The organism is Neorhizobium galegae (assembly GCF_017877135.1).
GTDB classification, from domain to species: domain Bacteria; phylum Pseudomonadota; class Alphaproteobacteria; order Rhizobiales; family Rhizobiaceae; genus Neorhizobium; species Neorhizobium galegae_A.
This window is the reverse complement of the sequence record NZ_JAGIPH010000004.1, coordinates 168,511-187,163: the sequence shown is the minus strand read 5'-3', so window position 1 is coordinate 187,163 and position 18,653 is coordinate 168,511. Positions and strand designations below refer to the sequence as shown.

Genomic DNA, 18,653 nt, shown 5'->3' with positions numbered 1-18,653 from the left:
GATCAGACGGTTTCGAGGACGGGGCTTGTCAGAAGGCGTCCACTAGCCACATCGGCAATGCCAAGATCGGTCTGGTGCGGGCCGGCATTGCAGGCAAGCGTTGCCCCGAAACAGGCCTTGAACACCAGATAGGGCGGCTGCCAGTCGACGATACGATCCATCTCGGTCTTGATGGCGGCAAATCCTGCCGCGATTTCCGGGACGCTGCCCTCGGCGACGAGGCCGGCAAGCGGCAGCGGCAGCACGGCCTTGACCACGCCGCCTGCGGCAACGGCCAGTCCGCCGCCTGCCGCAATCACCGCATTGGCTGCCGCGGCCATATCGTCGGGATCCTTGCCGAAGACCGTCAGATTGTGGCTGTCATGCGAGACGGTGGTGGCAAAGGCACCGCGCCACCTGCCCCAGCCGGTCAGGAAGCCGATGCGCGGGCTGGCGGGCGCGCGGCCATGGCGATGAACGACGGCAATCAGCGTCGTCTCTTCCGGCGGCACCACATGGCCATCGGCGATCTCGGCGGATGTTTCGCCCCATTGCGTGAAGCGCGGCTTGTCGATGGTGGCAATGCGGGCAGAGGAGCCGGTCGCCGGCACGCGAAAATCATCGGCTGTCAGGGCGCCAAGCTTCATCGTGTCGCAAAGCGTTACCGTTTCGCTGGCAGACGGTGGCGACAACAGCGCCCCGCCGGCCGCCACCTCGCGTCCCGACACCAGCACGCGGCGTGCTTCAAAAGCTTCAAGATCTTCAAACAGAACGATATCGGCGCGACGGCCGGGGGCGATCAGACCGAGATCCGGCCGGCCAAGCCGGCGCGCACCATTCAGCGTTGCCGCCTGCAGTGCCCATTGCGGCTTCATTCCATAGCGCACCAGGCGGCGCACTACATCGTCGAGCCCGCCCGCGCGCGCCAGATCATCCGGGAAGACGTCATCGGTGCAGAGTGTCACGGTCTGCGGCAGGTGGCCAAGCCCATTCAGGGTCTCGACGAATTCCGGCAGGAGATGGTCGTGGCTGCCGCGAAGCTCGATGGTGAGGCCGGCGCGCAGTTTTTCCAGGAGATCGGCCCCCGAAACCAGCTCATGGTCCGAGGTGACACCGGCGGTGATGAAAGCCTGCAAATCGGCGCCGGAAAGGCTTCTGGCATGGCCGCAGATCAGCTTGCCCGTCTCGAGCCCTGCCCGCAGGATGCCCTCCATGTTCTGCTCGCCTTCGATGATGCCACGCATGTTCATCATTTCGGCAATGCCGGCGATATCGGCACGCGCCAGCAGCGTCTGCAACACGTCCGGGCCGAAATCGGCGCCAGCCAGTTCGAGGCCCGGTGCCGAGGGAACCGATGACGGGGCAAGCAGGATGACACGCAGCGGCAGGTCGATCACCGCATCGGCGGCCCAGTTGACGCCGGCAAGGCCCAGTACATTGCCGAACTCGTGCGGATCCCACACCACCGTCGTCACGCCACGCGGCACCACGGCCTGCGCATAGCCGGCGGGCGTCACCATCGAGCTTTCGATATGCATATGCGTATCGATGAGACCCGGCGACAGGAAAGCGCCGGCGGCATTGATGAGGGTTGCGGCATCGGTGCGGCTGCCCGGCGCATGAACGCTTGCGATCATCGGACCCACGATGCCGATATCGGCTGCGCGAAGTTCGCCGGTTGCGACATCCACCAGCGTTCCGCCCTTCACCAGCACATCGAACGGCATGTCCCCGCGCGCCGCCTGCACGGCGCGACGACGCAGTTCCGGCAGGTTGAGATCGAAGAGTTCGAAGGGACGGGTCATCGGGATGCTTCACTTTCAAGAACGTCGAGTATGATCCGTCGTGCCGCGTCCACGTCGATATCGACGGCGTAATCGGCGTTGAACGGAGCGCGGCCGTCACGGGTTTCGATGACGGTGCGGCCGCGTGTATGCGTGCCGCACAGTTCCACATCGAGCCGTGCGCGGCAAAAGGTGACGAGGTCGTCGCGGATGAAGGCGACCGCTGCAACGGCATCGTAGAGCGACATGGCGGGGCGTCCGCGCTGGATGGCGATATCGATGAAGCCGGCAAGCAGATCGGCAATGAGGGTCGCATTGCGCCCGCCGGCCCGGCGCACGGGTGCGACATCGGCGGGCGTGGCGAGAACCTTGCGGCAAAGATCCAGATCGACCATGCGCAAGGCAACGCCATGGGCAAGAACGATGGCCAGCGCTTCCGGATCGGCAAAGGCGTTGAATTCTGCCGATGCGGTGTGATTGCCCGTCGTCACGCCACCGCCCATCCAGACGATCTCATCGATCTGTGCCGCCAGATCGGGGCGGGCAAGGGCAAGGGCTGCGAGATTGGTGAGCGGCCCGAGCGCCAGGATGCGGCGTGGCAATCCGTCCGCGTGCTTGCCCGAAAGCCAGCCGCACAGCGCCGAAAAAGCATCCTCGGCGTGCAGGACCACGGGTGCCTCGGGTAGGCGCTCGCCCGCACTTGGCATTCCGTGATCGCCGAGGATGCTTTCTGCCGTCTCCAGACGGCCGAGCACGGGAGCAGAGCGCCCCCGAAACAGTGGGAAGGACCAGCCAAAGGCAGACCTTGCGCCGCAGGCATTGCGTTCGACCTGCGCAAGCCCCGCATTGCCGAAGACCAGCGACACGCCATCGACCGGCTCGCCGCCCCGGCTTGCCACCAGAATGGCGGCGATATCATCAAAGCCCATGTCGGTATCGATCCAGACGCCCATCACGCCCTCCTCAAAAGAGCATGGCCGTCCGGGGCGCAGCTGTGACTGTAAAAGATCCGATTTGAAAATTCGCCGCGCGCAACGACCTGGAAAGGACCTGAGACCAGGCACATCACGCGCGGCTGACGGACCTGCTCCGCCGCTATCGGAACATGGCCGGTCATCTCTAATTTCCTGTCTGGGGCTTCCGGGTGAGCACCTGCCTTCGGTGCCCGCCCATCGGCTCCACCAAACGCTCGAAGCAAGGCGGAAATGGGGCTGTCGCACAGCTTTGCAACATCCGGGTTACGAATGTTGCGACGGGCAGGCCTGCCCGCCATGGAGGACGCGACCATCGTCATCGAACGATCCCTTCCACGGCCTTGGGCACAATGGTGCGACAGGGGCCGGTCGACTGGCGCACAACCAGCATCATCGGCACGCTGGAGCGCTCGGCCGTCACCGTGCCGGAGGCCGCCACCCGGGCGCGCGGCAGCCCTTCAATGACGGCGGTGAGAGCCGAAACAGCCAGCCGGGCGATCTCGGCCATGTCCATGCGCAGCGTGGTCAGCGACGGCGTCACGACGGAGGACCAGATCAGATCATCAAACCCGGCAACGCTTGCAGCCTCTGGCACGGCAATGCCCGCGCCCTGCAATTCGGTCAAGGCGCGAACGGCGGTCAGGTCCGACAGCGCCGCAAAGGCGGTGACCCCCTGCTCTACCCGCGCGGCGAGATTGAGCGAATGCTCGGGCGCACGATCGGGTGCTAGGTCGGGCGCATTGGGTGACGCAAGCGTTTCCAGCCAGACGACCTCGACGTCGGCGCCCGGCCCAAGCCCTGCCTTCAGCCCGCCGACCCGGTCGTTCTGGACAGTCGACAAGGGACTGCCGGCAAGGATCAGCACCTTGCGATGCCCAAGCGCGCGCAGATGCGCACCCATCTGGCGCCCGCCATCCCAGTGATCGGACGAAACGGTATTGCCGGGCGTGGAGGGCGTATCGATGACAGCAACCGGGCAGCCGATATCGGAAATGCGCGTGCCCCGGCGCGGGATCACCACCATTCCGTCAACGCCCCGGTCGATCAGCCGCTCGATCGTCTCGGTCTGGACGCCCGTATGGCCGCGCGAGTCACCGATCAGCACGCCGTAGCCGGCCGTGGAGGCTGCCTGCTCGATGGCCTGGGCAATCTGCGGGAACAAGGGATTGGAGATATCGGGCAGAACGAGCCCGAGAACGCCGCTTCTGCCCGTGCGCAGTGCCCTGCCCGCCATGCTCGGCACATAGGCAAGCGCCCGCGCCGTCTCCCGGATGCGCTCGGCCAAATCCGGCGAAACGCGCCCCTTGCCCGACAGGGCATTGGACACGGTGGCAACCGAGACGCCGAGCGTTTCGGCAATCACGGCCAGTTTCGGTTTTTCGCTGCGCATCGGCAATGCCATCGTTGCTTAATCGTTTAAGCGAATACGTCGATCCCATGCCTCTTGTCGAGGAGTTTCTGCTGCGCTTGCTTCAATTGCTTCAGCCGATGCGGCATGACAGGAGAATAAGCCGCATTTTTCCTGTCCCCGCCGTTTTTCGAAGGATTATTCCTTGCGTCTGAACCTTAGTAAGTGGCACGGAACATGCATGTTTTGTCACATGCCTGCCGCCAAGCGTGAGCGGGACGACCAAGAGAGACCGGGAGAACGGTGATGCAGGTCATGCAGCCGCTGAAGAACGACAGCCGCCGGGGAACGCCCGCCCGCATGGAGCCGCTGGCGAAGCTTCCGGTGTTCTTCAATCTGGCCGACAAGCGTGTCGTGCTGGCCGGCGGTTCCGATGGCGCGGCGTGGAAAGCCGAGCTGCTGGTGGCCTGCGGTGCGACCGTGCATGTTTTCTGTCCCCGGCACGAACTCTCCGACACATTTTCAGGCATGATCGACGAGCAGGCGCGCCGCGAGACGCCCTTGATGGTGCATCACGATCACCCCTGGCACATCCATATCTTCGAGAACGCGGCTCTGGCGCTGGGCGACTGCGAGACGGACGAGGAAGCCAAGGCGTTCTACTGCGCGGCAAAGGCTGCGGGCGTGCCGGTCAATGTCATCGACAAGCCGGCCTTTTGCGAATTCCAGTTCGGCTCCATCGTCAACCGCTCGCCGGTGGTCATTGCCATTTCGACCGATGGGGCCGCGCCCATCCTGGCGCAAGCGATCCGCCGACGCATTGAAACGCTTCTGCCGCCGGCGCTCAAAGCCTGGGCCGAAATCGCCCAGAGCATTCGCGAGGCGATCAACGAAAAGCTGAAGCCAGGCACGGAGCGCCGCAGCTTCTGGGAAGGGTTCGTCGACCGGGTGTTTCGCGAAGCGCCGAGCGAGACAACGGCTGCCGCGCTGGTGACCGACGCCGGACGCATCGCCCATGGAACCGGCGAACAGGCGGTGGGCCGCGTGACGCTGGTCGGCGCCGGCCCCGGCGATGCCGAACTTCTGACGCTGAAAGCCGTGCGCGCCCTGCAGGCTGCCGACGTGATCTTGTTCGATGATCTTGTTTCCGGCGACGTGCTGGAGCTTGCCCGGCGTGAAGCCAAGCGCATGCTGGTTGGCAAGCGCGGCGGCCGCGAAAGCTGCAAGCAGGAAGATATCAACGCCACGATGATTGCTCTTGCCAAGAGCGGCAAGCGCGTGGTGCGGCTGAAATCCGGTGACCCGATGATTTTCGGTCGGGCCGGCGAGGAAATCGAGAGCCTGGAAAAAGAAGGCATTCCGGTCGAGATCGTGCCCGGCGTCACCTCTGCCACCGCCATGGCGGCCCGGCTTGGCGTATCGCTCACCCATCGCGATCACGCCCAGTCGGTGCGGTTCGTCACCGGGCATTCGCGCAAGGGCGAGCTTCCGGCGGATCTCGACTGGTCAAAACTTGCCGATCCGACCGTCACCACCGTCTTTTACATGGGTGGACGCACAGCCGCCGCCATCGCTGCCAAGCTCTGCGCAAACGGCATGGCGGCAACGACCCCTTCCGTCATTGTCAGCGCCATTGCTCGCGAGGATGAGCGCCGCTGGGTTGGAAAGCTCATCGACATGCCCTCTGCCATGGCAGAGATCGGCTACGAAAACCCGGTGCTGATCGGCATCGGGGACGCCTTCATCAAGGCAAATTCAGGGTCCGGCCTTGCGGTAGAAGACGGGCACGAAAAGGCGCAGCAGGCCGTCTGACGCCTGTTATCAGCGCTGATCGCCCGGGCGCCGATCGCCCGGCATTGTCTTCTGCCGTTCCTCCCGCAATGCACCTGCGACCGAGGACAGAAGGTCGAGATCCTCCAGCGCCTCTATCGGCACCGACAGCTTGGGGCGCCAGTTGGGATGGCTGTCGCTGGTGCCCGGGATATTGGTCGGCTGCGCTTCCTTGGTGAGATCCGCCAGCCGAACGGCAAGAAGCATGGACGGCGTGCGAGCCAGAAAACGGTGCAGCGACAGGACCAGTTGATCGAGGTCTTTTCCCTTCAACACGGCAGCAGCCGCATCCGGCACGGGAAGACCTTCCAAAGCCAGCGCCCGCACCAGGTCGGATTTTTCCTTCGCGCGGGCGGTGAGATCGGCCTTGGCTGTTTTCTGCGGCACGAGGCCATGCTCGGCCCGGGCCTTGATGTCGGCACCGGACCACCAGCCGCCCAGCGTCTGGTGGTCTTGGGTGGAAACGCAGGCGAGCGACAGAGCCGGATAATCGGCCGGCGCAACAAAACCCTCTTCGTTCAACTCATAGGAGAAGATGCGGTAGGAGAGCAGCGAGGCGCGTGCCAGATCCTCCCGCAGCCCCTCCGGCAGGTTGCCGAGATCCTCGCCGATGACCAGGCAATGATGATCGTGCGAGGCCTCGGCCAGAACCTGCAGCATATCCTCCTTCGGATAGGCGACATAGGCGCCGTCAGCCGGTGTGCCATCAAAGGGCACGAGAAACAGCCGCGCAAGCGCTGCCGCGTGATCGATGCGCACGGCGCCCGCATAGCGCATGGCCACGTCCAACATGCGCCGATAGGGCGACGGATCGCCCTCGGCAATTTTCGACGGGAGAAAGGCGGCAAGCCGCCAGTCCTGCCCGTCCACCGCCCAGGGGTCGGGCGGGCCGCCGATGCTGGCGGAAGACACATAGATGCCCGGCTCGCTCCAGGTGGCGGATCCATCCAGCGCCTCGCCGACGGCAAGATCCAGATAAAGCCCGATGCGCAGGCCCGCCTGTTCGGCCGCCCCCACCACATCGGAAAGCTGCACATGCGCCACCCATTGCAGCCACATGTGAAATTCGATCTCATCCAGTCTGGACTGGGCAAAGGTCACCACAGCCGGGCTGTCCGGTGCCTGCATGTCACTTGGCCAGTTCCGCCAGCCGGCCGGCAGACCACGCGAGACCATATCGGCAGAGATCACCTCAAACAGCGCGTGGCGGCGCAGGCTTTCGCCGGATTGTTCCAGAAAGCTTTCAAAGGCCGATGCCCCATAAGCCCCGGATGACAGGTTCGCCTTCCGCCATGCCTGCCACAGACGCCGCAGTTCCCGCAGTTTGGCCGTGGCCACCGCCGGATAATCGACAAGCTTTGCCTGCCGGAGCTTTTGCAAAGCCTTGTCCAGATCGGACCGCGGCGCAAAACCCGGCACCTGATCGACAGCGATGTAAAGCGGATTCAGCCATTGGCGGCTGGACGGCTCATAGGGGCTGCACCGGGCCGGATCTGCCATGAAGGGTGCATGCAACGGGTTGAGCCCGATGAAATCAGCACCCACCCGGCCGGCAAGACCGCAGATGGCGCGCAGATCGGCAAAATCACCGATACCCCAGTTGCGATCAGACCGAAGCTCATAAAGCTGCAGGCTGAGGCCCCAGAGACGATCCTCAGACAGGACATCCGGCAGGAAGCAGACGGGCGCGGCCTCCATCAAGGCCGCGTCCCCGACTGTCACATTGAGCGCCGAAAGTATTTTCCGCTTCGTGTCGCGGGAAATCGCGACCTCCCGTCCATCCGGGTCGGGGCGGGTGAACTCGATGCCGTGCTGGCGCGCCAGTTCGTCCAGGGTGGCTGTATGTCCCTGCGTGACGGATGGGGTCGAGGGGCTGGACGCAAGAGTGGTCGGGTCATCCATCGGTCAGGCTCCACACCACCGACCATGGCGCCCCCTCGCCCGCCTCGACAGTGCCCAAGCGGAAAATCACCTCGCCCTCCGACACCTCAGGCACCCGACCGGCTTTCGCGGTGAGGTTGGCCCGCAGGCTGAGGTGCTTGTTGCCCAAGGTCCATTCCACCAAGAGGCCATCGCCTTCGTGTTCAAACCGGGCACTGGTGCCGGTCGACTGGGCAAGAAGCGGCACGACATGGTTTTGCCGGATCTCGATCAGCCGGCGGTAAAAGCCGAGCATGTCCTGCGCTTCCTGCTGCGACAGCTTTGTCCAATCGAGCTTGGCGCTCTCAAAGGTTGCACGCGCCGTTGGATCCGGCAGATCGTCGCCATCGAAGCCCGGCAGGCGCGACATTTCCTCGCGACGGCCCTTGCGCACCTTCTCGTTCAGCTCCTCATCGAAATCGCAGAAGAAGGGAAAGGGTTCGCGCGCACCCCATTCCTCGCCCATGAACAGCATCGGCAATTGCGGCGCCAGCAGATAGACGGCAGCCACCGCCTTCATGGCCTCCAGCGGCTGCGAGACGATCATGCGATCGCCCAGCGCGCGGTTGCCGATCTGGTCGTGGTTCTGGATGAAAGAGATGAAGGCGGTGGGCGGAAGGTGGCGGCTCGGCTTGCCTCGCGCCTCGCCGCGATACGGCATATGTTCGCCCTGGAAGACAAAGCCTTCCGCCAGCGCGCGGCCGACCTTGGCGGGGTCGCCGGCGTAATCCTGATAATAGCCGAAGTCCTCGCCGGTCGCGGCGATATGCAGGACGTGGTGGATGTCATCGTTCCACTGGGCCGAAAAATGCACCGGCCGACCATCCGCGTTGCGCCGCAGGAGGTCGCTGTTGTTGTCCTCATTCTCCACGACCAGATGCACATGCCGATCGCCGGCTTCCGCCCGGACGCGGCGCGCCAGTTCATGCAGCAGATGTTCGCGCGTATCATCCTTGATGGCATGCACTGCATCGAGGCGCAGGCCATCCAAGCGGAACTTGCCGATCCAGTAGAGGGCATTTTCGATCACGAATTCACGCACCGGGCGCGAGGAGGCGCCATCATAATTGATGCCGCTGCCCCACGGCGTCTTGTGCTGCTCGGTAAAGATCGGCGCATAGGCCGGCAGGTAATTTCCGTCCGGGCCGAAGTGATTATAGACGACGTCGAGCAGAACACAGATGCCGCGTTCATGCGCGGCATCGATGAGCGCCATCAGATCCTCTGGCCTGCCATAGCTTGCCTCCGGCGCATAGGGCAGGACACCATCGTAACCCCAGCCGTAGCTGCCGGGAAAATCGCTGATCGGCATGATCTGCAGGGCCGTGACGCCTAGGGCTGCGAGATGATCGAGCCGTTCGATGGCAGAGAGAAAAGTGCCTTCCGGGGTAAAGGCGCCGATATGCATCTCGTAGATCACCAGTTCCTCGATCGGGCGACCGCGCCATGCGGGTGTGCGCCAGACATAGGCGTCGAGATCGATCACCTCGCTTGGACCATGGACATCCTCCGACTGGTGGCGCGAGGCGGGATCCGGAACAACGAGGTCATCGGGCAGGACGAAGGAATACCGGGTGCCGGCCCCGGCTCCCGGCACCGTTCTTTCATGCCAGCCATCGCTCACAGGCGTCATGGAGATAGGGTCCTGACCTTCAAGCTTCAGCCGGACGCTGTCATGGAGGGGTGACCAGAAGCGGAACCGGGTTTCGGACGGGGAAACGACTGGGCCGAACAGAAATTCAGACACGTAGGAAACCTTTTGCAGGAGGGGTCGACTGTTCAACTCGTCAAAGCGGGAAAGGTTTCGCGCGGCCTGCGCTCAAGCAGACGAATAAACCGAACCCAGTCAAAGACATAGTCAGTCAGCGGATGGAGGCGCAGGGACATAGCGCGAAAAATTGCGTCAAAAAGCCCGCAAATGCGGGGTTCCTGGCGCTCTCCACCAGCGTCACGCAAGCTTCATCCGGGAATATGACACGTCATCTCTGCGAAAGCCCATCACCAGAAAAAGCCAGACGAGCGCGCCACCGCACGAGGATGAACCACCCCATTTTTGCTTGAAGGTTAGCCATGGCTACAATCACATTTGCAAATACCAAAGGAGGCGCCGGCAAGACGACCGTCGCTCTCATTCTTGCCGCAGAACTCGCCGAACGCGGACACCGCGTTGCCATTCTCGATACCGATCCGCAACAGTGGATCACCCGCTGGCAGGGCCTCGACGCCGCTTCTGCAAAATTCACCGTCGTTTCCCATATAACCGAGGGGACGATCGAAGAGGACGTGAAGGCCCTGTCGAAGAAGATGGACTATGTCATCGTCGATGTTGCCGGCGGCATGTCCCCGCTTCTGGCCAAGGCGATCGGCCTGTCGGACCGGGTGATGATCCCGGTACAGGGCTGCGCCATGGATGCCGTGGGCGGCGCGCAGGTGCTGGAGATCCTTCAGCAGCTGGCGATCCAGTGCGATATCCGCATTCCCCATTCGGTGGTGCTGACGCGCATCAATTCCATCATCACCACCCGCGCGCTGACCGCCGTGAAGGCCATCCTGGCCGAAAAGCAGGTGCATATGCTGGAAACGGCCCTCATCGAACGGGCTGCCTATCGCGACATGTTCGTCACCGGCGGCACGCTGCATACGATGGAAGCGGAACGGGTCAGCAATCTCGACAAGGCGCGTGACAATGCCCGCCAGTTTGCCGAGGAAGTCATGAGCCTTGTGCCGCTGAAGGCTGCCAAGCCGAAGACGAGCAAACCGAAGGCCGAGAAGGCGCCGAAGACCACGGCAACCCGCCAGCGCAAGGCGGCCTGACAACCGCTATCGGCAGCCCGATCCACCGCCCCGACTTCCGGCAGAAGGCACCCGCAAACCCTGCGGGTGCCTTCTGCCGTCTTCAGTGCCGTCACGCCGTCAGCGTGACCGTGATCGATTGACCGCCAAGGCTTGCCGTGAAATCGGACGCCGCGGGGATAGCGGGTGCGCCGCAGAGCGTGCCGGTGGTCACCACAGCGCCCTTCGTCAGATGGCCGCCCATCGGCAAGCCGCCATTGGCGGCCGCGATGACGGCCGCCAGAGGATCGCCGTCCGGGTGCCGGGGGGCTCCGTCAAAGAGAACCGTCTCGCCATTGGTCAGAACAAGGGTGCCGAGATCTGCCCCTTCCGCCAGAAGCGCCCGGTCGAGTGCCGGCCCGACGATATACCCGACATTGCTCATCATGTCCGACAGGAGGAGCGGCAGCGAACTGCCGGGGCCTTGCGTATAGCGGCTGCGCACGAGTTCGACCCCGATTGCGACGCTTTCGATGGCATCGACGATATCCTGCCGGCTGTAAGGGTGAGAGCGCGGCGGCAGGTCACGGCCAAGCGTCAGCGCCAGTTCGATTTCCACCTTGATGCCGGCGCAGAACGGTGATTCCGGAACGGTGCTGACAAAGATGAGGGGCGCACCGTAGAGGCCGCCATCGCGCAGCGAAAACTTGTAACCCTTCGGCGCACCTGCCCCGAGCCGGTTCAGGATGTCGGCCTGGATGGCATAGGCGCCGGAGACATCCGGCACAACAAGGCCCTCCGTACCGATGGTCTGCCCGTCGCGCATGGCCTGTGAAAGCTGGTCGGTAAGCTTTGTCGTCCCGGCCGCGTCGTTGATGTCCGTCATGTCTTTGATCTCCCGATGATGTGCATGCCTTGCATGTCTTTTGGCCGGCAGCAACCGGCAAGCCGACAAAACAAAAAACCGGCCGTCTGTCGACGGCCGGGATGTCTGATGCCAGAGGTGCCGGAGGGCGCTTAGCGGTTTGCCGCGGCCTGATGCTCGGAGGAATCAAGGATCCGGCTGAGGCTGAGCGCCGCAAGCGTGCAGATGGCGCCGGAAATCAGGTAGCCACCGATGAAGATGATGCCGAAATTGCTGGCAAGGCCGAGCGCCACAAGCGGCGCAAAGCCCGCGCCCACCAGCCAGGAGAGGTCAGACGTGAGCGCCGAACCGGTATAGCGATAGGGAAGCGAGAAGCGCGAGGAGACCGCGCCGGACGCCTGGCCGAAAGAAAGGCCGAGAATGCCGAAGCCGATGATGATGAAGGCATCCTGCCCCTTGCCGCCGGCATCCAGAAGGAAGGGCGCCGAAAAGCTGAAGAGGGCAATAATGCCGGCACCGACCATCAGCTGCTTGCGCCGGCCGATGCGGTCGGCGGCAAGCCCGGACACGACGATTGCCCCGATGCCGACGATCGCGCCAAAAATCTGCACGAACAGGAATTCGCCCGCCGACTGGCCGCCATGCAGCGTCACCCAGCTGAGCGGGAAGATCGTCACGAGGTGGAACATGGCAAAGCTTGCAAGCGGCGCAAAGGCGCCGAGCAGGATATCACGACCATGGACGCGAATGGTTTCGAGAACCGGCCGCGGCTGCAACTCGAGCGTTTCGAACAGCTGGCCGAATTCGCGGCTGGCGACGATACGCAGACGGGCAAACAGGGCGACCACGTTGATGGCGAAGGCGACGAAGAACGGATAGCGCCAGCCCCAGGTGAGGAAATCCTGATCGGTGAGGCTGACGGCAAAATAGCCGAACAGCGCGCTTGCGAGCGCAAAGCCGATGGGCGCTCCAAGCTGCGGGATCATGGCATACCAGCCGCGATGCTCCTTGGGCGCATTGAGTGCCAGAAGCGAAGCCATGCCATCCCAGGCACCGCCGAGCGCAAAGCCCTGGCCGAGACGAAACAGCGCCAGAAGCGCCACCGACCAGACGCCGGCGGATTGGTAGCTCGGCAGGAAGGCAAGAGCGGCCGTCGAGCCGCCGAGTAGGAAGAGCGCGATGGTGAGCTTGGATCCGCGGCCATAGGTGCGGTCGATCCACATGAAGAACAGCGAGCCGACCGGTCGCGCCAGGAAGGCCAGCGAAAAGACGGCAAACGACATCAGTGTCGCCGTCACCGGATCGCCGGCGAAGCTGAAAACAAGGCGCGGGAAAACCAGAACCGAGGCAATGCCGTAGACAAAGAAATCGAAGAATTCGGACATGCGGCCGATGACCACGCCAATGGCGATGCTGCCGGGAGACAACGGCTTGCCATCGTGCATCTGCCGGGCGTCGCGCTCGAACTCGGACGATGTGGGGTTGGTTGTAATGCTCATGATGCGGTCTCCTCCTTTGCGGCGAATAGTCGCCTCCCCAAAAGATAGGATGATGCATATTTGCGTGTTATCAAGCCCGGTCTCGCTTCAATGGCAAAGAATTTGCTCCAAACGGTGCAGGTGCCGTATATTGTTGCAAAGTCTTTACCGTTTCGGGTGGAACTCTGGCGTCGTGCGGGACTTTTGCACACACCCGCTCCATCATCGGCGAGGCGGTCCCCGGTTTCTTGTTGCGTTGCACGAAAATGTTTTGCACTGCGACGAAAGACCTCATAGGGAGCCTTGCTCTCATGCTTTAGTCGCAGAGTGACAAAACGCAAATTTCGAACTGAAAGATGCCACGGTTGATGAAGCTCATTTGCCGGCTTAGTGCCCTCATCCTACTTCTCGCGCTCTCGGGCTGCGATCTCGTCGTCATGTCGCCGTCCGGTGACATCGCCATGCAGCAGCGCGACCTCATCATCATTTCGGTGGTGCTGATGTTGCTGATCATCATTCCGGTGATCTGCCTGACGCTCTATTTCGCCTGGCATTACAGGCGGTCGAACACCAGCGCCCAGTATGACCCGGAATGGCATCACTCCACGCGCCTGGAAGTGATCATCTGGGCCGCACCGCTGGCGATCATCATCGCGCTCGGCGCCGTCACCTGGATCAGCACCCACAAGCTGGACCCGTATCGCCCGCTCGACCGCATCGATGCGGCCCGTCCGGTCACGCCCGAGACCAAGCCGATCACCATCGAAGTGGTGGCGCTCGACTGGAAGTGGCTGTTCCTCTACCCGGAACAGGGCATTGCCACGGTCAACGAGATCGCAGCGCCGATCGATACGCCGATCGAGTTCAAGATCACCGGTTCGACCGTGATGAACTCCTTCTACATCCCCGCCCTTGCCGGCCAGATCTATGCCATGCCCGGCATGCAGACCAAGCTGCACGCGGTGATGAACAAGGAAGGCGTCTACGAAGGCTTTTCCGCCAATTATAGCGGTGACGGTTTTTCGGGCATGCGCTTCAAGTTCCATGGCGTGAGCAACGAGGGCTTCGACCAGTGGGTCTCCCAGGTCAAGAACCAGGGCTCCCCGCTCAACCGCGACGCATACCTGAAGCTGGAACGTCCGAGTGCCCGCGTGCCGGTCACCTATTATGGCCAGGTGGAGAACGGTCTGTACGAGGCCATCCTCAATCTGTGCGTCCAACCCGGCCAGATGTGCCAGAACGAAATGATGCATATCGACATGATGGGCGGCGCCGGCAAGGATAGCGCGGAAAACCGCGAACGCCTGCAATACGATACCCGCTGGACCAACGAAGAAGGCCCCGGCGCGACCTATCCGGCCACCGGCCATGGCGCAAAGAGCCATGAGGGCACCGAAGCGGAAACCGCACCGGGTTCAGCCGCGCAGCCGGGCAAGGGTAACGACGGCATGTCGACTATGCCCGGCATGTCCGGCCACGAAGGCCATGATGGCAAAGGCGTGGCGCCTGACCAGCTGAACACAAACACGAAGCCGTAATCGCCGGCTTGAGACGTATCGGAAACTGCAATGTTCACGAACAGTAACCTGTTGGAATTCATTTTCGGACGGTTGTCATGGGATTCGCTGGCTTTCACCCATGAGCCGATCCTCCTCGTCACCTTCATCGGCGTGGTGCTCGGCGGCCTCGCCGTCGTCGGCGCCATCAGCTATTTCCGCCTGTGGGGATATCTGTGGAACGAGTGGTTCACCAGCGTCGACCACAAGAAGATCGGCATCATGTATGTCATCCTCTCGCTCGTCATGCTGCTGCGCGGCTTTGCCGATGCGGTGATGATGCGCACGCAGCAGGCCATGGCCTTCGGTGCCAATGAGGGCTACCTGCCCCCGAGCCATTACGACCAGATCTTCACCGCCCATGGCGTGATCATGATCTTCTTCTTCGCCATGCCGATCGTGACGGGCGTCATGAACTTCGTGGTGCCGCTGCAGATCGGCGCCCGCGACGTGTCCTTCCCGTTCCTGAACAACTTCTCGTTCTGGATGACGGCAGCCGGCGCAGCGATCATCATGCTGTCGCTGTTCGTCGGCGAATTCGCCCGCACCGGCTGGCTTGCCTATCCGCCCCTTTCGGGTGCCGATTACTCGCCGGGGGTCGGGGTTGACTATTATATCTGGGGCCTGCAGGTAGCCGGTGTCGGAACAACGCTATCCGGCATCAACCTCATCGCCACCATCGTCAAGATGCGCGCGCCGGGCATGACCATGATGAAGATGCCGATCTTCACCTGGACCTCGCTCTGCACCAACGTTCTGATCGTCGCCTCCTTCCCGATCCTGACGGCCACCCTCGTTCTGTTGACGCTCGACCGCTATGCCGGCACGAACTTCTTCACCAACGACCTTGGCGGCAATCCGATGATGTATGTGAACCTCATCTGGATCTGGGGCCATCCGGAAGTCTACATCCTCATCCTGCCGGCCTTCGGCATCTTTTCCGAAATCGTCTCGACCTTCTCCGGCAAGCGCCTGTTCGGTTATGCCTCGATGGTCTATGCGACGGTCGTCATCACCATCCTGTCCTATCTCGTCTGGCTCCACCACTTCTTCACCATGGGTTCCGGCGCCAGCGTCAACGCCTTCTTCGGCATCACCACGATGATCATCTCGATCCCCACGGGCGCGAAGATCTTCAACTGGCTGTTTACGATGTATCGCGGCCGCATCCGCTATGAAGTGCCGATGCTGTGGACGATCGGCTTCATGGTCACCTTCGTCATCGGCGGCATGACCGGCGTGATGCTGGCCGTACCGCCGGCAGACTTCGTTCTGCACAACTCGCTGTTCCTGATCGCGCACTTCCATAACGTGATCATCGGCGGCGTGGTGTTCGGCCTGCTTGCCGGCGTGAACTTCTGGTTTCCGAAGGCCTTCGGCTACAAGCTCGATCCGTTCTGGGGCAAGATGTCCTTCTGGTTCTGGCTCATCGGCTTCTACTTCGCCTTCATGCCGCTCTACGTGCTTGGCCTGATGGGCGTCACCCGCCGCGTCAACCACTTCGAAGATCCCTCGCTGCAGATCTGGTTCGTGATTGCCGCCTTCGGTGCGTTCCTGATTGCGCTCGGCATCGGCTCCTTCCTCATCCAGCTTGTCGTCAGCTATCTGAAGCGCGAGGAACTGCGCGACCTGACCGGCGATCCGTGGAATGCCCGCACGCTGGAATGGTCGACGTCTTCGCCGCCGCCGGAATACAACTATGCCTTCACGCCCGTCATCCACGACCATGACAGCTGGTACGACATGAAGCGTCGCGGCTATGTGCGTCCTCTGGAAGGCTTCAAGCCGATCCATATGCCGAAGGGCACCGGCACCGGCGTCATCCTGTCGGGCCTCAGCGTCGCCTTTGCGGTCGGCATGATCTGGTACATGTGGTGGCTGGCGGCCCTCGCCTTCCTCGGCATCATCGTCGTCTCCATCGCCCATACCTTCAACTACAAGCGCGATTACTACATCCCGGCTGAAACCGTTGTCGAAACGGAAAATGCCCGAACCAAGCAGCTCGCGGAACAGGCGTGATTGTCATGAGTGAAAACCAAGCCGCCGTTTCGGCAGAGAACCCGCAGTTCTATCTGACGGAAGACCACCATCCGGAAAACAGCACCATGCTGGGCTTCTGGATCTACCTGATGAGCGACTGCCTGATGTTTGCAGTCCTCTTTGCCACCTATGCCGTGCTCGGCCGCAACTATGCGGCCGGCCCCGCACCGGCCGACCTGTTCGACCTGCAGCTCGTGGCCATCAACACCGCCATGCTGCTGTTCTCCTCCATCACCTATGGCTTTGCCATGCTGCGGATGGAAAAGGGCGACAAGAGCGGCACGCTGATGTGGCTGGCCATCACTGGCCTGTTCGGCCTCGCCTTCCTCGGGATCGAACTCTACGAGTTCAGCCACCTGATCCACGAAGGGGCCGGTCCGCAGCGGTCTGCGTTCCTCTCGGCCTTCTTCACGCTGGTCGGCACACACGGTCTGCACGTCACCTTCGGCAGCATCTGGCTGGTGACGCTGATGGTGCAGGTGGCAAAGCACGGCCTGATCGAGGCCAATCGTCGTCGCCTGATGTGCCTGTCGATGTTCTGGCACTTCCTCGACGTGATCTGGATCGGCGTCTTCTCCCTCGTTTACCTGATCGGAGTCCTCGGATGAGTTCTCACCCTCAAGCACCGGCGCAGGAAAGCGCGCACAATACGCATCACGGCCATAGCCACGGGCACGAAGCCGCCCATGGCAGCTTCAAGAGCTACATGACGGGCTTCGTCCTGGCGGTCATCCTGACCGCCATCCCCTTCTGGCTGGTCATGGCCGACGTGCTCGACAACAAGGCGCTGACGGCCGGTATCGTTATGGCATTCGCCGCAGTCCAGGTCGTCGTCCACATGGTCTACTTCCTGCACATGAATTCGAAGTCGGAAGGTGGCTGGACCATGCTCGCGATGATCTTCACCATCGTCATCGTGGTGATCGCGCTCTCCGGTTCGCTCTGGGTCATGCACCATCTGAACACCAACATGATGCCGATGAACCCGGAAATGATGAAAAACATGCCGTAACGGCGTTCGGGCTGGCGGCAGCGATGTCCCAGCCCGCGCAAGGATACCTGTTGAATGGATACAGAGGCCCGCCCCCACCCCGGCAAGCGCTATACCGCCTTCGCCTGTGTGATGGCGGGCCTCGTGCTTGTTTTTCTGGCGCTCGGCACCTGGCAGGTGCAGCGGCTGTTCTGGAAGCTCGACCTGATTGCCCGCGTCGATGCCCGCATTCATGCGGACGCCGTCCCCGCCCCCCTGCCCGCCCAATGGCCCCTGATCAACCAGGCGGCCGACGAATATCGCCGCGTAACCATCCACGGCACCTTCCTGCATGACAAACAAGCGCTGGTGCAGGCCGTGACGGAACGGGGCGCCGGCTTCTGGGTGCTGACACCGCTCGTGACGACGGATCGCGGCACGGTTCTCATCAATCGCGGCTTCGTGCCGATGGAGAGACGGGACGCTGCTGCCCGGCAGGCGGGCGAAATCGCCGGCGACGTTGCCGTGACGGGCCTGCTGCGGCTGCCCGAGCCCGGCGGCGGCTTTCTGCGCACCAATGATCCGGCTGCCGATCGCTGGTACTCGCGGGACGTGGCGGCCATTGCGGCCTCACGCGGTCTTGGAGAGGTTGCGCCCTATTTCATCGATGCGGATGCCACGGAAAATCCGGGCGGGCTGCCTGTCGGGGGGCTGACGGTCGTTTCCTTCCGCAACAGCCATCTCGTCTATGCCCTCACCTGGTATGCGCTTGCCGCCATGTCGATCGCAGCCGTCGTCTACCTCATGCGCCAGCGCGGGAAGCAGACGTAGAGCAGCGGCAACTCGCGGCTTGGCGTGGTTTTCAAGCATGGGGGGCAGCGGTGCGAATGTGACGTTTTCTGCGGAACTACGCCTGCGCTCACCGGTTACCTCATCGACACATGAGGCGACCATCAATGACCAAGACACCAGACAACGACCCCATCGCACAGCCGGAAGACAGCCTGCCCACGCAACGCCGCAAGCGCCGTGCCGGCGGCGGCATCGTGACATTCTTCATCATTTTCGCGATTGGGGCCTTCAGTCTCTATCTGTTCATCGTGTTTTACGGTGCCATCGCTGGGAGCCAGTGACGGC

General features: G+C 62.7%; 15 protein-coding genes. 8 read left to right on the top strand and 7 right to left on the bottom strand.

What is annotated here, in order from left to right:
• Positions 1–2: 2 nt before the first annotated feature.
• The 3 genes from J2858_RS13785 to J2858_RS13775 form a co-directional block, all read right to left on the bottom strand.
• On the bottom strand, positions 3–1,784 hold the full coding sequence (locus tag J2858_RS13785) for an adenine deaminase (protein ID WP_210105383.1): 1,782 nt from the start codon (positions 1,782–1,784) through the stop codon (positions 3–5).
• The gene (locus J2858_RS13780; RefSeq protein ID WP_210105382.1) at positions 1,781–2,716 is read right to left on the bottom strand and encodes a nucleoside hydrolase; all 936 of its coding nucleotides are present in this window, start codon (positions 2,714–2,716) and stop codon (positions 1,781–1,783) included. The genes J2858_RS13785 and J2858_RS13780 overlap by 4 nt, the downstream gene beginning before the upstream one ends.
• 337 nt (positions 2,717–3,053) lie before the next feature.
• Positions 3,054–4,127: a LacI family DNA-binding transcriptional regulator gene (locus J2858_RS13775; protein WP_210105381.1), complete on the bottom strand. Its 1,074-nt coding sequence runs from the start codon at positions 4,125–4,127 to the stop codon at positions 3,054–3,056.
• 264 nt (positions 4,128–4,391) lie between these two features.
• Here J2858_RS13775 and cysG point away from each other — a divergent pair, with 264 nt between their 5' ends.
• A complete protein-coding gene (cysG, locus tag J2858_RS13770; RefSeq protein WP_210105380.1) occupies positions 4,392–5,897 on the top strand; it encodes a siroheme synthase CysG in 1,506 nt (501 codons plus the stop codon).
• A 9-nt stretch (positions 5,898–5,906) separates the two neighbouring features.
• Here cysG and malQ read toward each other — a convergent pair whose 3' ends face one another.
• The gene (gene malQ / locus J2858_RS13765) at positions 5,907–7,817 is read right to left on the bottom strand and encodes a 4-alpha-glucanotransferase (RefSeq protein WP_210105379.1); all 1,911 of its coding nucleotides are present in this window, start codon (positions 7,815–7,817) and stop codon (positions 5,907–5,909) included.
• The gene (gene treZ, locus J2858_RS13760) at positions 7,810–9,582 is read right to left on the bottom strand and encodes a malto-oligosyltrehalose trehalohydrolase (protein WP_210105378.1); all 1,773 of its coding nucleotides are present in this window, start codon (positions 9,580–9,582) and stop codon (positions 7,810–7,812) included. Before treZ ends, malQ begins: the two co-directional genes overlap by 8 nt.
• A 323-nt stretch (positions 9,583–9,905) precedes the next feature.
• On the opposite strand from treZ, the gene J2858_RS13755 reads away from it, so the two are divergent.
• Positions 9,906–10,649: a ParA family protein gene (locus tag J2858_RS13755; RefSeq protein WP_210105377.1), complete on the top strand. Its 744-nt coding sequence runs from the start codon at positions 9,906–9,908 to the stop codon at positions 10,647–10,649.
• Between the two features lie 91 nt (positions 10,650–10,740).
• On the opposite strand, the gene J2858_RS13750 is transcribed toward J2858_RS13755, so the two are convergent.
• Together J2858_RS13750 and J2858_RS13745 are read right to left on the bottom strand one after the other, a co-directional pair.
• Positions 10,741–11,493, bottom strand: a complete 753-nt coding sequence (locus tag J2858_RS13750; RefSeq protein ID WP_210105376.1) for a hypothetical protein — start codon at positions 11,491–11,493, stop codon at positions 10,741–10,743.
• Positions 11,494–11,624: 131 nt separating this feature from the next.
• Positions 11,625–12,971 carry an MFS transporter gene (locus J2858_RS13745; RefSeq protein WP_210105375.1) on the bottom strand — a complete coding sequence of 449 codons (1,347 nt, stop codon included), beginning with the start codon at positions 12,969–12,971 and terminating at the stop codon, positions 11,625–11,627.
• 335 nt (positions 12,972–13,306) lie between these two features.
• Between J2858_RS13745 and cyoA the strand changes: the two genes are divergently transcribed.
• The 6 genes from cyoA (at position 13,307) to J2858_RS13715 (ending at position 18,649) form a co-directional block, all read left to right on the top strand.
• Entirely contained in the window at positions 13,307–14,488 is a 1,182-nt protein-coding gene (gene cyoA, locus J2858_RS13740; RefSeq protein WP_210105374.1) for a ubiquinol oxidase subunit II, read from the top strand.
• 30 nt (positions 14,489–14,518) lie between these two features.
• Positions 14,519–16,525 (top strand): cytochrome o ubiquinol oxidase subunit I, encoded by a 2,007-nt coding sequence (cyoB, locus tag J2858_RS13735; RefSeq protein ID WP_210105373.1) that lies wholly within the window; start codon positions 14,519–14,521, stop codon positions 16,523–16,525.
• A gap of 5 nt (positions 16,526–16,530) precedes the next feature.
• On the top strand, positions 16,531–17,154 hold the full coding sequence (gene cyoC / locus J2858_RS13730; RefSeq protein WP_210105372.1) for a cytochrome o ubiquinol oxidase subunit III: 624 nt from the start codon (positions 16,531–16,533) through the stop codon (positions 17,152–17,154).
• A complete protein-coding gene (cyoD, locus tag J2858_RS13725; protein ID WP_210105371.1) occupies positions 17,151–17,558 on the top strand; it encodes a cytochrome o ubiquinol oxidase subunit IV in 408 nt (135 codons plus the stop codon). The genes cyoC and cyoD overlap by 4 nt, the downstream gene beginning before the upstream one ends.
• Positions 17,559–17,612: 54 nt before the next feature.
• Positions 17,613–18,347, top strand: a complete 735-nt coding sequence (locus J2858_RS13720; protein WP_210105370.1) for an SURF1 family protein — start codon at positions 17,613–17,615, stop codon at positions 18,345–18,347.
• 125 nt (positions 18,348–18,472) lie between these two features.
• On the top strand, positions 18,473–18,649 hold the full coding sequence (locus tag J2858_RS13715) for a hypothetical protein (RefSeq protein ID WP_210105369.1): 177 nt from the start codon (positions 18,473–18,475) through the stop codon (positions 18,647–18,649).
• Positions 18,650–18,653 lie beyond the last annotated feature (4 nt).

What these genes read in the sequence shown, in the direction of transcription:
- J2858_RS13785 (WP_210105383.1), bottom strand. Translation starts at nt 1,784, where the DNA reads ATGACCCGTCCCTTCGAACTCTTCGATCTCAACCTGCCGGAACTGCGT.
- J2858_RS13780 (WP_210105382.1), bottom strand. Translation starts at nt 2,716, where the DNA reads ATGGGCGTCTGGATCGATACCGACATGGGCTTTGATGATATCGCCGCC.
- J2858_RS13775 (WP_210105381.1), bottom strand. Translation starts at nt 4,127, where the DNA reads ATGCGCAGCGAAAAACCGAAACTGGCCGTGATTGCCGAAACGCTCGGC.
- cysG (WP_210105380.1), top strand. Translation starts at nt 4,392, where the DNA reads ATGCAGGTCATGCAGCCGCTGAAGAACGACAGCCGCCGGGGAACGCCC.
- malQ (WP_210105379.1), bottom strand. Translation starts at nt 7,817, where the DNA reads ATGGATGACCCGACCACTCTTGCGTCCAGCCCCTCGACCCCATCCGTC.
- J2858_RS13755 (WP_210105377.1), top strand. Translation starts at nt 9,906, where the DNA reads ATGGCTACAATCACATTTGCAAATACCAAAGGAGGCGCCGGCAAGACG.
- J2858_RS13750 (WP_210105376.1), bottom strand. Translation starts at nt 11,493, where the DNA reads ATGACGGACATCAACGACGCGGCCGGGACGACAAAGCTTACCGACCAG.
- J2858_RS13745 (WP_210105375.1), bottom strand. Translation starts at nt 12,971, where the DNA reads ATGAGCATTACAACCAACCCCACATCGTCCGAGTTCGAGCGCGACGCC.
- cyoA (WP_210105374.1), top strand. Translation starts at nt 13,307, where the DNA reads ATGCCACGGTTGATGAAGCTCATTTGCCGGCTTAGTGCCCTCATCCTA.
- cyoB (WP_210105373.1), top strand. Translation starts at nt 14,519, where the DNA reads ATGTTCACGAACAGTAACCTGTTGGAATTCATTTTCGGACGGTTGTCA.
- cyoC (WP_210105372.1), top strand. Translation starts at nt 16,531, where the DNA reads ATGAGTGAAAACCAAGCCGCCGTTTCGGCAGAGAACCCGCAGTTCTAT.
- cyoD (WP_210105371.1), top strand. Translation starts at nt 17,151, where the DNA reads ATGAGTTCTCACCCTCAAGCACCGGCGCAGGAAAGCGCGCACAATACG.
- J2858_RS13720 (WP_210105370.1), top strand. Translation starts at nt 17,613, where the DNA reads ATGGATACAGAGGCCCGCCCCCACCCCGGCAAGCGCTATACCGCCTTC.
- J2858_RS13715 (WP_210105369.1), top strand. Translation starts at nt 18,473, where the DNA reads ATGACCAAGACACCAGACAACGACCCCATCGCACAGCCGGAAGACAGC.